The sequence below is a fragment of the Pseudomonas sp. 05N432 genome (assembly GCF_056396945.1).
In genome coordinates, this window is the sequence record NZ_JBFTMM010000006.1 from 177478 (window position 1) to 190873 (window position 13396).

12 protein-coding genes and 1 tRNA gene are annotated in these 13396 nt (G+C 58.9%); 9 read left to right on the plus strand and 4 right to left on the minus strand.

The genetic code is table 11. The annotated features are described in order from the left end of the window. Window positions 1–104: 104 nt before the first annotated feature. The 4 genes from AC1DHT_RS08855 to AC1DHT_RS08870 all read left to right on the plus strand — a co-directional run bounded on the left by AC1DHT_RS08855 (window position 105) and on the right by AC1DHT_RS08870 (window position 3921). The gene (locus AC1DHT_RS08855) at window positions 105–446 is read left to right on the plus strand and encodes a ribonuclease E inhibitor RraB (RefSeq protein WP_019689386.1); all 342 of its coding nucleotides are present in this window, start codon (window positions 105–107) and stop codon (window positions 444–446) included. A gap of 302 nt (window positions 447–748) precedes the next feature. Further along, on the plus strand, window positions 749–2158 hold the full coding sequence (locus tag AC1DHT_RS08860; protein ID WP_427528394.1) for a circularly permuted type 2 ATP-grasp protein: 1410 nt from the start codon (window positions 749–751) through the stop codon (window positions 2156–2158). Between the two features lie 12 nt (window positions 2159–2170). Beyond that, window positions 2171–3121, plus strand: coding sequence for an alpha-E domain-containing protein (locus tag AC1DHT_RS08865; RefSeq protein WP_427540406.1), 951 nt, complete (start codon window positions 2171–2173; stop codon window positions 3119–3121). Further along, complete coding sequence (locus AC1DHT_RS08870; RefSeq protein WP_427540403.1) at window positions 3118–3921, plus strand: transglutaminase family protein; 804 nt, start codon at window positions 3118–3120, stop codon at window positions 3919–3921. Before AC1DHT_RS08865 ends, AC1DHT_RS08870 begins: the two co-directional genes overlap by 4 nt. A 121-nt stretch (window positions 3922–4042) precedes the next feature. Here the strand turns inward: AC1DHT_RS08870 and AC1DHT_RS08875 are convergent, their stop codons facing one another. Then, entirely contained in the window at window positions 4043–4897 is an 855-nt protein-coding gene (locus AC1DHT_RS08875) for a c-type cytochrome (RefSeq protein ID WP_427540396.1), read from the minus strand. Between the two features lie 558 nt (window positions 4898–5455). Between AC1DHT_RS08875 and AC1DHT_RS08880 the strand changes: the two genes are divergently transcribed. The 3 genes from AC1DHT_RS08880 (at window position 5456) to AC1DHT_RS08890 (ending at window position 9668) form a co-directional block, all read left to right on the plus strand. Next, window positions 5456–6661: an acetyl-CoA C-acetyltransferase gene (locus AC1DHT_RS08880; protein WP_427540393.1), complete on the plus strand. Its 1206-nt coding sequence runs from the start codon at window positions 5456–5458 to the stop codon at window positions 6659–6661. Between the two features lie 25 nt (window positions 6662–6686). Then, entirely contained in the window at window positions 6687–8831 is a 2145-nt protein-coding gene (locus tag AC1DHT_RS08885; protein WP_427540390.1) for a 3-hydroxyacyl-CoA dehydrogenase NAD-binding domain-containing protein, read from the plus strand. A gap of 108 nt (window positions 8832–8939) precedes the next feature. After that, entirely contained in the window at window positions 8940–9668 is a 729-nt protein-coding gene (locus AC1DHT_RS08890; RefSeq protein ID WP_427540387.1) for an amidotransferase, read from the plus strand. Between the two features lie 174 nt (window positions 9669–9842). Here AC1DHT_RS08890 and AC1DHT_RS08895 read toward each other — a convergent pair whose 3' ends face one another. From AC1DHT_RS08895 to AC1DHT_RS08905, 3 genes are all read right to left on the minus strand, one after another. Beyond that, the gene (locus tag AC1DHT_RS08895; RefSeq protein ID WP_427540384.1) at window positions 9843–10814 is read right to left on the minus strand and encodes a magnesium and cobalt transport protein CorA; all 972 of its coding nucleotides are present in this window, start codon (window positions 10812–10814) and stop codon (window positions 9843–9845) included. A gap of 132 nt (window positions 10815–10946) precedes the next feature. Then, window positions 10947–11669: a 1-acylglycerol-3-phosphate O-acyltransferase gene (locus tag AC1DHT_RS08900; RefSeq protein WP_427540381.1), complete on the minus strand. Its 723-nt coding sequence runs from the start codon at window positions 11667–11669 to the stop codon at window positions 10947–10949. A 214-nt stretch (window positions 11670–11883) separates the two neighbouring features. Further along, window positions 11884–12573, minus strand: coding sequence for a crotonase/enoyl-CoA hydratase family protein (locus AC1DHT_RS08905; RefSeq protein ID WP_427540378.1), 690 nt, complete (start codon window positions 12571–12573; stop codon window positions 11884–11886). 308 nt (window positions 12574–12881) lie between these two features. On the opposite strand from AC1DHT_RS08905, the gene AC1DHT_RS08910 reads away from it, so the two are divergent. Together AC1DHT_RS08910 and AC1DHT_RS08915 are read left to right on the plus strand one after the other, a co-directional pair. Beyond that, window positions 12882–12971, plus strand: a tRNA-Ser gene (locus tag AC1DHT_RS08910). 204 nt (window positions 12972–13175) lie between these two features. Beyond that, a complete protein-coding gene (locus AC1DHT_RS08915; protein ID WP_442114706.1) occupies window positions 13176–13394 on the plus strand; it encodes a hypothetical protein in 219 nt (72 codons plus the stop codon). Window positions 13395–13396 lie beyond the last annotated feature (2 nt).

A 13396-nucleotide genomic window follows, 5' to 3' on the forward strand; every position in this document is an offset into this window, starting at 1 on the left:
TGCTTGTTTCCCGGCGGCAATTTGATTGCCGTATCGCCCTCACCATTCGGTTGCGGGCGCAGGGAGTACGGAAAGTCTATCCATCAGTTTGAGGAGGACGTTTCATGAGCACAGCCTATCAAGAAGACATCAGCAGCAGTGTGCTGCGCCGCATGAAAGAAGGCGGTTTTGACTTTTCACGGTTCCATCCCATCGAGTTCTACGCCATTTTCCCGGATGAGGAGCGGGCACGCAGGGCGGCAGGGCATTTTCGCGGTGAATCCTTGAATGCGCAGGTCAGCGTGCGTGATGACGGTGCCTGGCATCTGGAGTTGAGCAAGGTGATGTACGCCACTTATGGCGGCATCGGCGACTTCGAGCAGGACTTTGAGGCGGTGGTCGAGCCTTTGGGTGGGATTATCGAAGGATGGGGCGTCAAGCAGGAGGTACGAGGGCTACTCGCATAACACTATGAACAGCGACAACACTCAGCAACGGCTGACCTCAGGGTTGGCCGTTTTCGTTTTCGGACATTGAGAAGTCAAAGGATCGCAACCGCGCACAGGCCGTGAAACCAACTCTGGCTATGCCGGTAATGACCATGAGCATTGCTTCGCAATGAAGCGAGGGACGAACAGGTTGAGGCATTGGCTGCACAGGATTGGTGCGGCGTGTCTTCGACGATTAGCCAACCGATTGATAGTTAAGCGTTTATGCCGCTGGCACGGGCCTTGCGAAGTCTGGGTGTCCGGGTGACAAGGAGTACGGCATGATCCGCACCTATTTTGATGAAATGTACGACGCTGGCGGCTTGGTCCGTCCGCACTATCGGGAGTTCGCCCGTTGGTTAGCTGAAACGCCTGACGAGCTTTTGGCACAACGGCGACGCGAGGCCGATCTGTTATTTCATCGTGCCGGGATAACCTTCACGCTCTATGGTGATGAGCAGGGGACAGAGCGTCTGATTCCCTTCGACACCATTCCCCGCAGCATCCCCGCCAGTGAATGGCGGATCGTCGAGCGCGGCTGTATTCAGCGGGTCAAGGCATTGAACATGTTCCTTGCCGACCTGTACCACGAGCAGCGCATCATCAAGGCCGGCATCATCCCCGCCGAACAAGTACTGGCCAACGAGCAATACCAGCTCGCCATGCAAGGGCTGGATCTACATCGCGATATCTATTCGCACATCTCTGGCGTCGATCTGGTGCGCGATGGCGACGGCACGTACTACGTGCTCGAAGACAATTTGCGCACGCCCAGTGGCGTCAGCTACATGCTCGAAGACCGCAAGATGATGATGCGGCTCTTCCCCGAGTTGTTCGCCGCCCAGCGCATCGCGCCCATCGATCATTACCCGAACCTGTTGCTCGACACGCTGAAAAGTTCCAGCCCGCTGGACAATCCGAGTGTCGTGGTACTGACTCCCGGGCGCTTCAACAGTGCGTTTTTCGAGCACGCGTTTCTGGCGCGGGAGATGGGCGTGGAGCTGGTGGAAGGCGCGGACCTGTTCGTGCGCGACGACAAGGTGTTCATGCGCACCACCGACGGTCCGAAAGCCGTCGACGTGATCTACCGTCGCCTCGACGATGCTTTCCTCGATCCGTTGGCGTTCAATCCGGATTCGATGCTCGGCGTTCCAGGACTGCTGTCGTCCTATCGCTCCGGCAATGTGGTGCTGGCAAATGCCATCGGCACCGGTGTCGCGGACGACAAGTCGGTTTATCCGTTCGTGACCGACATGATTCGTTTCTACCTGGACGAAGAGCCGATCCTGAAGAACGTGCCGACCTGGCAGTGTCGCAACCCGTCAGAACTTTCTCACGTGCTGGCGAACCTGCCTGAACTGGTGGTCAAGGAAACCCAGGGTTCCGGTGGTTACGGAATGCTGGTCGGGCCTGCAGCCACCGCTGCCGAGATCGAAGCGTTCCGCGCACGCATCAAGGCCAAGCCCCACGCGTATATCGCCCAACCGACGTTGTCCCTGTCGACCTGCCCGACGTTTGTCGAAAACGGCATTGCCCCGCGGCACATCGACTTGCGTCCGTTTGTCCTGTCAGGCCGCGAAACCCGGGTCGTCCCCGGTGGCCTTACCCGTGTAGCCCTGCGCGAAGGATCCCTGGTGGTCAATTCGTCACAGGGTGGCGGAACCAAGGACACCTGGGTGGTCGAGGATTGAAGGAAGCCTGCCATGTTAAGTAGAACTGCCTCGGATTTGTACTGGATGTCGCGTTACCTGGAGCGGGCGGAAAACCTCGCACGGATGCTCGACATCAGTTATTCGCTGTCATTGATGCCGCAGGATGGCCGCGGCGATGGTCTGCACGAATTGGCGATGCCCTTGCTGATCACCGGCACGCTGGACGATTACCTGGAGCGCCACGGTCAATTGCACGCCGAGCGCTTGCTGCACTTTTTTGCCCTGGATGTGGCCAACCCGGCCAGTATCTACAGTTGCCTCGGCGCCGCGCGGGTCAGCGCTCATGCAGTACGTGGGCGGATCACCGCCGACATGTGGGAAAACATCAACGCGACCTGGCTGGAAATTCGCGGTATCGCCGAACAGGGCCTCAGTCGCTATGGCATGAGCCGTTTCTGCGAGTGGATCAAAGAACGTTCGCACCTGTTCCGGGGCGCATGCTACGGCACCATTATGCGCAACGATGCCTTCCGTTTCATTCGCCTGGGGACCTTCATTGAAAGGGCCGACAACACGCTGCGCCTGCTCGATGCCCGCTACGAAATGGCCGGCGATCAGGCCGAGGCGGTCAGCGATGGTACGGCCTATGCGTATTACCAGTGGAGTGCGTTGCTGCGGGCCTTGTCGTCGTTCGAGGCGTACACCGAGATCTACCGCGACGCCCCTGGCGCGCGGCACGTCGCCGAGCTGTTGCTGCTACGTGCCGACGTACCGCGTTCGCTGCGTGCCTGCACTGAGGAAATCGACCAGATCCTCGCCAGCCTGCCGGGGACCAATGGCCGTCCTGCGCAACGTCTGGCAGCAGAAGTGGATGCGCGGCTGCGATACACCGGCATCAACGAAATCCTCGCCGAAGGCCTGCACGCCTGGCTGACCGAGTTCATCCCGCTGGTGCGCCAGTTGGGCAACGCCATACACAGTTCCTATCTGGAGGCTGCATGAGACTTTCCATTAGCCACGAGACCACCTATCACTACGAAGATCAGGTGCGGGCAAGCATCCAGTATTTGCGATTGACGCCTCACGACAGCGAGCGTCAGCACGTACTGAGCTGGCGGCTCGACCTGCCGCGGCCAGTGCGTGCGCAACTCGATCCGTTTGGCAACATCCTGCATGTGCTGACGATGGACGAGCCGCATGAGGCAATCATCATCGGCGCACGAGGGCTGGTGGACATCGATGAGTTGCGTGAGGCCGAGCATGAGAGCCAGTCAGCGCTGCCGTTCTTGCGTTTCACTCGACTGACCGAGGCGGATGAAGCGTTACGCGCATTCGCCGAGAAGCAATGTCGCCAACGGCGTGATCGCACAGCGTTGATCGACTTGATGCATGGCCTCAACCAGCACATGACCTACACGCCGGGCTCCACCGAAGTCGACACCAGCGCCGCTCAAGCGTTCGCCGGGCGTGCCGGGGTCTGCCAGGATCACGCCCATGCGTTTCTTGCCTGTACGCGTAGCCTGGGGATTCCAGCGCGGTATGTGTCGGGTTATCTGTACAGCGAAAACAGCGAACACCTGGCCAGTCACGCCTGGGCAGAAGCCTGGCTCGACGACGCGTGGTACAGCTTCGATGTCACCAATGAACTGGCCAAACCCGAGCGTCATCTGAAACTGGCGGTGGGCCTCGACTATCTCGATGCCTGCCCGGTACGCGGCATGCGCCGTGGCGGTGGCGGGGAGCAGATGCACGCCAAGGTGTTCGTCGCGCCGACGCCGGTGATCTCGGTTCACCAGCAGTAATATCGGGAATACCGCATCGCGAGTAGGCTCGCTCCCACAGGTCTTGTGAACACCGCAGATCCAATGTGGGAGCGAGCCTGCTCGCGATGGGGCCCGCTCAGGCGCCACACCTCTCAAGCTATCAGGGCTGCTGCTTACGCCCCGCCATATGCTTCAAATACCCCACCAGCAACGTCAGTTCCTCATCCGACAATACCTGTGTCGAGAACCCCGGCATTTTTGCCTGTGGCCATTGGCGCAAGCTTTGCGGATCGCGGATATAGCGCTTGAGGAATTCAGCGCCAAAGTACTCGGTAGGGCTGAAAGGAATGTTCAGGTCCGGACCAAACTGCGCGTCCCCTGCGCCATTCAGACGGTGACACGCCAGGCAGTTTTTCTGGAACAACGCATAGCCCAGATTCACCGGGTCATTGGCGCCGAGTGCCGGGTCTGGAAGCAGGGCAGGGAAGCGTACGCCGACCGCCGCCAGGCGTTTGATGCTGGCGACCTGGAATGGCCATTGCTCAGGGCTGATATGGCCGGCCTGAGGGTTGGTCCACACCAGATAAAACGGTCCGGCGCTGGGTTTGCCTTCCGCCAGTGCTGGCCAAGGGTTGGCCGGGTCTTCAATCGCCAGCCACGCCTGTGCGCCTGCCGTGTTGAGCAACGGCGCAGCAGCCAGTTCGGCAGCGAAACCGTCCAGGGCCACGGCTTGCAAGTGGTCGTCAGCTTTGATACCCGTCAACAACGCCGCCAGCGGCACCGCGCGATAACTCATGTTCCTTTTGTAGGAAACATCGTCGGTGATCTGAATCGTCTGGGCCTGAGGATGCTTGAGCAACTCCTCGGTTTTCCAGGTTCGGCTGCCGGTGCCCAGGTCGAGCACCAGCTGTGCGGCATACGAGGGCGTGCTGAGCAGCAAGGCCCCAAGCAAAAGTAAAGCTTTCAAGTGATCGCCATCCTGTCGAAGGTGTGCCGTAAAGGTTGGCACACACATGCAGGCCCGGAAAGCGAGCGAGTCAGTTTTTTAGTGAGGCGTCGTCAACAACCACGCTTGATTATCCGATCACCTTGGTAAGGTTCGGCAAAATCAGTAGCAGCGTAGTGGCGAACAAAATGAGCCCGGCTTGACGCACTTTCGAATGTTTGAACATGGCTGTTTGCCTTTTTTTGTTATTTCCTGAGCGTCGAATGCTTGCCTGCATTTCTCCATGACGGCAAAGCGCTGTAGTGCTTTTCTCACGGGCGCCTCGGCAAAACCCGACGACGACCTCGTAAGGTTTACCTTAGGGGCCCCGCAGGCTGTGCTTTAGATCCATTTCGTATCAACCTAGATCAACCTGCTTCTAAAAAGGCATGAGGCATACTGCCAGCAGCTTTGCCGGCCTTTTGCTAGACAGTTCGGTGACCCGAATCGATTTATCCGATAGCTCACTACCGTTCGTCTGAGCGTGACCGTCAAGGCCGTTGAGCGCTTCGGTCATTGAATCCGCCGCTGCTGAGCCTAAGGTGAGAACTCGCCAACTATTCACCTGCCCAGCGGTACGAGGACGTCATGACCCAAGCTTTGATTTTCGACGCGTTACGTACACCCCGTGGCCGTGGCAAGGCTGATGGCGCCTTGTACAGCGTCATACCGGTGAACCTGCTGGCAGGCTTGCTCGCTGCCCTGCAACAGCGGACGCAACTCGACACCCGCGAGGTTGATGACATCGTGATCGGCTGTGTCACGCCGATTGGCGATCAGGGCGCCGACATCGCCAAAACCGCGGCGCTGGTGGCCGACTGGGACGTTAGCGTTGCGGGTGTGCAGATCAACCGCTTTTGCGCATCCGGGCTGGAAGCGGTGAATCTTGGGGCGATGAAAGTGCGTTCCGGCTTTGAGGACCTGGTGGTGGTTGGTGGCGTCGAGTCCATGTCCCGGGTGCCGATGGGCAGCGACGGTGGTGCCTGGGCGCTGGATCCGCAAACCAACCTGCACTGCCATTTCACCCCGCAAGGCGTGGGCGCCGACCTGATCGCCACGATTGAGGGCTTCAGCCGTCAAGACGTCGATACGTACGCACTGCACTCTCAACAGAAGGCGGCGCGGGCACGGGCGGATGGCTCGTTCAAAAAGTCCCTGGTGCCGGTGCAGGATCAGAACGGCATCGTCCTGCTGGATCATGATGAGTTCATTCGCGCCGAGTCGACGCTGGAAGGCTTGGGCAAGCTCAAGCCGAGCTTCGAGATGATCGGGCAAATGGGTTTCGACGCTACCGCGTTGCGGGTCTACAGCCACGTGGAGCGAATCAGTCACGTTCACACGCCCGGAAACAGCTCGGGGATCGTCGACGGCGCGGCGCTGATGTTGATTGGCTCCGAAGCCAAAGGTCGGGCACTGGGTTTGCAGCCACGGGCGCGGATCGTCGCCACGGCGGTCACCAGCACCGATCCGACCATCATGCTCACCGGTCCGACGCCGGCCACTCGCAAGGCCTTGGCCAGGGCCGGGCTGCGGGTCGAGGACATCGATCTGTTCGAGGTCAACGAAGCGTTCGCCTCGGTGGTGCTCAAGTTCATCAAGGACATGGCCATCGATCCGGCCAAGGTCAACGTCAACGGCGGCTCCATCGCCATGGGCCACCCGCTGGGCGCCACCGGTTGCGCGATTCTCGGCACCTTGCTCGATGAACTGGAAGTGCGGCAGTTGCGCTACGGCCTGGCGACCCTCTGTGTCGGCGGCGGCATGGGCATCGCCACCATCATCGAACGCCTCTGAGCCTCCGACTTCAAGGAAAATTGCCATGACCGATGCCATCCGTTACGAAAAAGGACAGGACCAGATTGTCGTCCTGACCATCGACATGCCGGGCCAGAGCGCCAACACCATGAACGCGGTGTACCGCGAGGCCATGGCTGGTTGCGTTGCGCGTCTGGTGGCCGACAAGGATTCGATTGCCGGAGTGATCATCACCTCCGCAAAAAAAACCTTCTTTGCCGGCGGCGATCTCAATGAGTTGATCAAGGTCGGCAAGCCTCGAGCCAAAGCCTTCTACGACATGGTGCTGACACTCAAAGCCCAGCTTCGGACACTGGAAACGCTCGGCAAGCCGGTAGTCGCCGCAATCAATGGTGCGGCGCTGGGTGGCGGTTGGGAAATCTGTCTGGCCTGCCATCACCGCATTGCGCTGGACAATTCGTCGGTGCAGATCGGTTTGCCGGAAGTCACGCTGGGGCTGCTGCCGGGCGGCGGCGGAGTGGTGCGCATGGTGCGCCTACTGGGGCTGGAGAAGGCGCTGCCGTATCTGCTCGAAGGCAAGAAAGTCCGGCCGCAGCAAGCCCTGCAAGCCGGTTTGATCGATGAGCTGGCGGCGGATCGTGATGAACTGCTGGCCAAGGCGCGAGCCTGGATTATTGCCAACCCGACGGTCAAGCAGCCTTGGGATATGAGCGGTTACCAGATTCCCGGCGGCACACCGTCGAACCCGAAAGTCGCGCAGATGCTGGCCATCGCGCCGTCGATTTTGCGCAGCAAAACCCAGGGTTGCCTGCCAGCGCCGGAGAAGATCCTCTGCGCTGCGGTTGAGGGCGCTCAGGTTGATTTCGACACGGCACAGTTGATCGAAACCCGCTACTTCACCGAGCTGACTACCGGCCAGGTGGCGAAGAACATGATTGGAACCTTCTGGTTCCAGCTCAACGAGATCAACGCTGGCGGCTCGCGTCCTGCGGGTTTTGCGCCGCACGTGACGAAAAAACTCGGTGTACTCGGCGCGGGCATGATGGGCGCCGGGATTGCCTATGTCAGCGCCGTGGCCGGAATCGACGTGGTGCTCAAGGACATCAACCTGGCGGCAGCCGAGAAGGGCAAGGCCCATTCGGCAGCACTGCTGGACAAGAAAGTCGCCCGTGGCCAGCTCAGCCCGGAGCAGCGTGACGCCACCCTGGCGCGGATCAAGACCACCGAGCAGGATGCCGATCTGGCGGGCTGTGACCTGATCATCGAAGCGGTGTTTGAAGACCGCGAGCTGAAAGCCAAGGTCTCGTCCGCCGCACAAAAAATCGTCGGTGCAAACGCGGTCATCGCTTCCAACACCTCGACCTTGCCCATCAGTGGCCTGGCGACCGCCGTGCCGGATCAGTCGAAATTCATCGGCCTGCACTTTTTCAGCCCGGTCGACAAAATGCCGCTGGTGGAAATCATCAAAGGTGTCAATACCAGCGATGAAACCCTGGCCCGTGGTTTCGATTTCGTCCTGCAAATCAAGAAAACCCCAATCGTGGTCAACGACAGCCGTGGCTTCTTCACCTCGCGAGTCTTCGGCACGTTTACCAATGAAGGTATCGCCATGCTCGGCGAGGGCATCTCGGCACCGATGATCGAGACCGAGGCGCGCAAGGCTGGAATGCCGATAGGTCCGCTGGCGATCTCTGACGAAGTTTCCCTGAGCCTGATGAGCCATATCCGTCAGCAAACTGCCAAGGACCTGCAAGCCGAAGGCAAACCGCTGCCCGCGCACCCGGCGTTTGCCGTGATCGACCTGCTGCTCAACGAATGCCAGCGTCCCGGCAAAGCCGCGGGTGGCGGTTTCTACGAATACCCGGCCGGTGGACAGAAACATTTGTGGCCAGAGCTGAAAACCCGTTTCGAGAAAGCTGACGGGCAGATATCGCCACAGGATGTACGCGATCGCTTGCTGTTTGTGCAGGCCATCGAAACCGTGCGCTGTGTGGAGGAGGGCGTGCTGCTGTCGACGGCCGATGCCAACATCGGTTCGATCTTCGGCATTGGTTTCGCCGCCTGGACCGGCGGGGCGTTGCAGTTCATCAACCAATACGGCGTGAAGGATTTTGTTGCCCGCGCCCAATACCTGGCCGAGCAGTACGGCGAGCGCTTTACACCGCCGGCTTTGTTGCTGGAAAAAGCCGCGAAGGGCGCGTTGTTCTGAGGGAGTCGCTCTGACGGATTGGCGGTGCGCACCGGGCTTGCCTTGACCCCGCGTTTCGAGGCAGGCTCTGGGTGTGCACTATCGCCTCTATCGTGTCAGGTATTTTTTATGTCGTTACGCATCTGCATTCTGGAAACCGACATCCTGCGTCCAGAGCTGGTCGATCAATATCAGGGTTACGGGCAGATGTTCCAGCGTCTGTTTTCGCAGCAACCCATCGCTGCCGAATTCACTGTCTACAACGTCATGCAGGGCGAATACCCAAGCGATGACCTGAGTTTCGATGCCTATCTGGTGACCGGCAGCAAGGCTGATTCGTTCGGCACCGACCCGTGGATTCAAACCCTCAAGACTTACCTGATGTCGCGCTATGAGCGCGGCGACAAGCTGCTGGGCGTGTGCTTTGGCCATCAATTGCTGGCGCTGCTGCTGGGTGGCAAAAGCGAGCGTGCGACCCAGGGTTGGGGTGTCGGCACCCACAAGTACAAACTGGCCGCCAAAGCGCCGTGGATGAGCCCGGTGCGGGAAGAACTGACACTGCTGATCAGCCACCAGGATCAGGTCACCGCGCTACCGGAAAATGCCACGGTGATCGCTTCCAGCGATTTTTGCCCGTACGCTGCGTATCACATCAACGACCAGGTGCTGTGCTTCCAGGGCCACCCGGAGTTTATTCACGATTACTCGCGGGCGTTGCTGGAAATTCGTCAGCAACACCTTGGTGAGCAGGTCTATCAGAAAGGTATGGAAAGCCTGGCGCAAGAGCACCACGGCACCACCGTTGCCGAGTGGATGATGCGGTTTGTGGCCCACAAGCCCGAGACCAAATCCGTATAAGGTGTAATGCCGACGAGGAACCTGTGGCGAGGGAGCTTGCTCCCGCTCGGCCGCGAAGCGGTCGTAATCCGGCAATCGCGATCCATCTGAATACTCGCGGCGGCTGATATCAGGGTCGCTTTGCCCGAGTGCGGACCGACCCGCGGAAGCAAGCTCCCTCGCCACAACAATTCTTCAAAGCCACCCCGACCGCTTGAAGCTCGCCCATAACGCGAAACATCCCACGGTCATAAACCCCATCACCACAAAATAGCCGTAGTGCCAGCTCAGCTCCGGCATGTTCTGAAAGTTCATCCCGTAGATCCCGGCCACCGCCGTCGGGAACGCCAGAATCGCCGCCCAGGCGGCAAACTTGCGCTGCACCACGCTTTGACGGGCCGCTTCCAGCAATACGCCAATCTCGATGGTCTGGCTGGCAATATCACGTAACGTCGTCAGGTCCTCCATCTGTCGCGTGACGTGGATCTGCACATCACGAAAGTACGGGCGCATGTTCTTGTCGATGAACGGGAAGCTCAGCTTCTGCAGCTCTTCGCTGATCTCCACCATCGGCGCCGCATAACGGCGCAGGCGCAACACGTCGCGCCGCAAACCATGAAGGTTCTGAATGTCCTTTTCGTTGAGCGTGCTGCACAGCACGTTGCGCTCCAGCTCATCGATCTCGCTATGGATCGCTTCGCCCACTGGCTGATAGTTTGCGATGACGAAATCGAGCAGGGCGTAGAGCACGAAATCTTCGCCGTGCTCAAGCAACAGCGGACGCGCCTCACAGCGTTGGCGCACATGGGCGTAGGACGCCGAGTGACCGTTACGGCAGGTGATGATGTAACCCTTGCCGGCAAAGATGTGGGTTTCGATGAACTCCAGTTTGCCCTCATGGCGCACCGGCGAGTACGTGACGATAAACAGCGCATCGCCAAAGGTTTCCAGCTTCGATCGGCTGTGTTTATCCAGGGCGTCTTCAATCGCCAGTTCGTGCAGGCCGAACTGGCGTTGCAGGTTGGCCAGCTCCTGGGCGTTCGGCTCTTCGAGGCCGATCCATACAAAGTGACCGGGTTTTGCAGCCCAGGCGGCGCCCTCATCAAGGGTGATATCGGTGACTCTCTTACCGGCACTGTAGACCGCAGCCGCAACGACTCTACCCATAATTCTTATTCACTTCTTCTTGGCAAATGGCAATGACAGGCAATGACCAGATTATCCTGCTCTTAAGCTTGAGAGTCAGCAAAATCAGCGAAGTTCGCCGGCAAAAAGAAGCCCGCACGAGGCGGGCTTCATTCAGGCTGCTTGCAGCTGTCGATCCATCGATTCAATGCACTCGCGCATCTGTTCGCGGCACTGGGCGATCAGCATCGGCATGTCGTCCATGCTCAATCCGGCGGTAGGAATCGCCGGCAGCGAGCGGATCAGAATCTTGCCGCTGCGCCAGCGGTTCAGACGCATATGGTTGATGTAGCTGCTGACGCACACGGGCACGATTGGCACCCCGGCAGCGATGGCCATCTGGAACGCGCCTTTCTTGAATGGCAGCAACTCTTCACCCTGGTTGCGCGTGCCTTCCGGGAACACCCAGATCGAGGTGTCCTTGTGCCGCAAGGTGTTGGTGGTCGTGAGCATCGACTGCCGAGCCTTGTGCCCATTGCCACGGTCGATCAGCACATTGCCGGCCAGCCAGAACAACTGTCCGAACAGCGGCACCCACTTCAGGCTTTTCTTGCCGATGCACACGGTGCGGTGCGGCACCACATTACCCAGCACGAACAGATCGTAGTTGGACTGATGGTTGGCGATCACCACGCAGCTTTGGGTCTTGTTCGTCAGCCCAGCGACGTCGGCCTTCACTCGCAATCGCAAAATGCACATCGCCGGCCAGGCATAAAGGCGCGCGCACAAACGACTGTTATCCGGATTGAACGGTCGGCACAAGCCAAGCACCACACCGAGCACACCCGCTACAGCAAAATGCAGACCCATCAATAACATGCGAAACAGATACAGCATCTACAGGCCCGCCGGGACAAAAGGTGGCGCAGTGTACGGATGTGCACTGTTTTCGGCAATTGCCGCTATAGAGGTAGGAGATAGGCGATGTTTAAGCGCATGTTTCAGACTGATAGCGTCAGATGCGGAGTAGAGCGGCCGAAGGACTGTAAACAGATCAGGCAAGAAAAAGCCCGACTCGGCGGTCGGGCTTTTCGTTGGTGCGCTTTCGGGATTAAACCAGGTGTTCCTGATCCAGGATGATCGCGTTGTCCAGCGTCTCCAGCAGGGCCTTGCGTACTTTGAGCTTGGTGTTCTTGTGCGCGGTCATGTTGATCTTCTTCAACTGACGCGCCATGGCCAGTGCTGCACTTTGCAGTTCTTCGGCAGAAACGACCTTGTCGAGGAAGCCAGCATCCAAAGCGCCCTGCGGATCGAACATCTCGGCGTTGATCACCGAGCGGTGGAACGCCGACTTGCGCAGACGATCACGGGCCAGCTCGATGCCGGCGTGGTGCATGGTCATGCCGATCTGCACTTCGTTCAGGCCAATGCTGAACGGGCCGTCGACACCAATCCGGTAATCGGCCGACAGCAGAATGAACGCGCCCTTGGCCACTGCATGTCCAGGGCACGCGACGATCACCGGGAAAGGGTGCGACAACAGACGGCGGGCGAGGGTCGAACCGGCGGTCACCAGGCTCACGGCTTCTTTAGGGCCGGCCGTCATCACCTTCAAGTCATATCCGCCCGACAGAATGCCTGGCTGACCGGTGATGATCACCACCGCACGATCCGTCACCGCCTGATCCAGCGCAGCATTAAACGCGGCAATCACGTCCGGCGAGATGGCATTGACCTTGCCATTGCTCAAGGTCAGGGTCGCGATACCGTCTTCGAGATGGTAGGAAATCAACTCACTCATGACGCTATTCCTTGTATTGAAGTGGGGCAGACGTTACCCATCGTCGTAGGTCAGGTAAAGCGCCATGACTGACCGGCCAGTCAGCCAATTCGCGCCCGCCCAGCGTAGCCGGCCATACGTACCGCGCATTGCCCTCTATATAGAAGCATTCACCCGGCCGAAGATTGGCAGGTTTGCCATGCATCGAAACCCGCCCGAACTCGCAAATCGCTTAACCGCATGAAAATTCTGAAAAAAATATTTGCCATCGGAAAAGCTTTCGACTACATTAGCGCGCCTCGACAGACAGAACATGTTTGAAGAGATACGGTGAAGTGTCCGAGTGGCTTAAGGAGCACGCCTGGAAAGTGTGTATACAAGAAATTGTATCGAGAGTTCGAATCTCTCCTTCACCGCCACATTAAGTAAACACAAACCCCTGATTTTCCTAGAGAAAGTCGGGGGTTTGTGGTTTTTGGCGTCTGGAAAAGGGCCATATGGGACAGATCTGGGACAGATGCTCTATTCCGGTGCAGAAACAGGCCCCAGTGAATGATTGCGTGGCGCGTCGCCCGCGACGAGATGAACTAGACTTTCTCGCCAGCCCCCCAAGGACGACTTCCATGCCAGATAACTCAAACTCCAACATTGCCACGGCAGATGCTCTGACATTGCTTCTACACAACCAGCATGCCCTGGGAGCAGCAATAGAAGAGATTACGAAATGGCTTTCGGAGAATGGCGCAGAGACTGTTGCAGGTAATGCAGCCGTGGCCATGGAAACCCTGGACACAAATGCAAAAGCCATTACAGATGCGATTATGCGACTGCGGCAGTCCTAGGG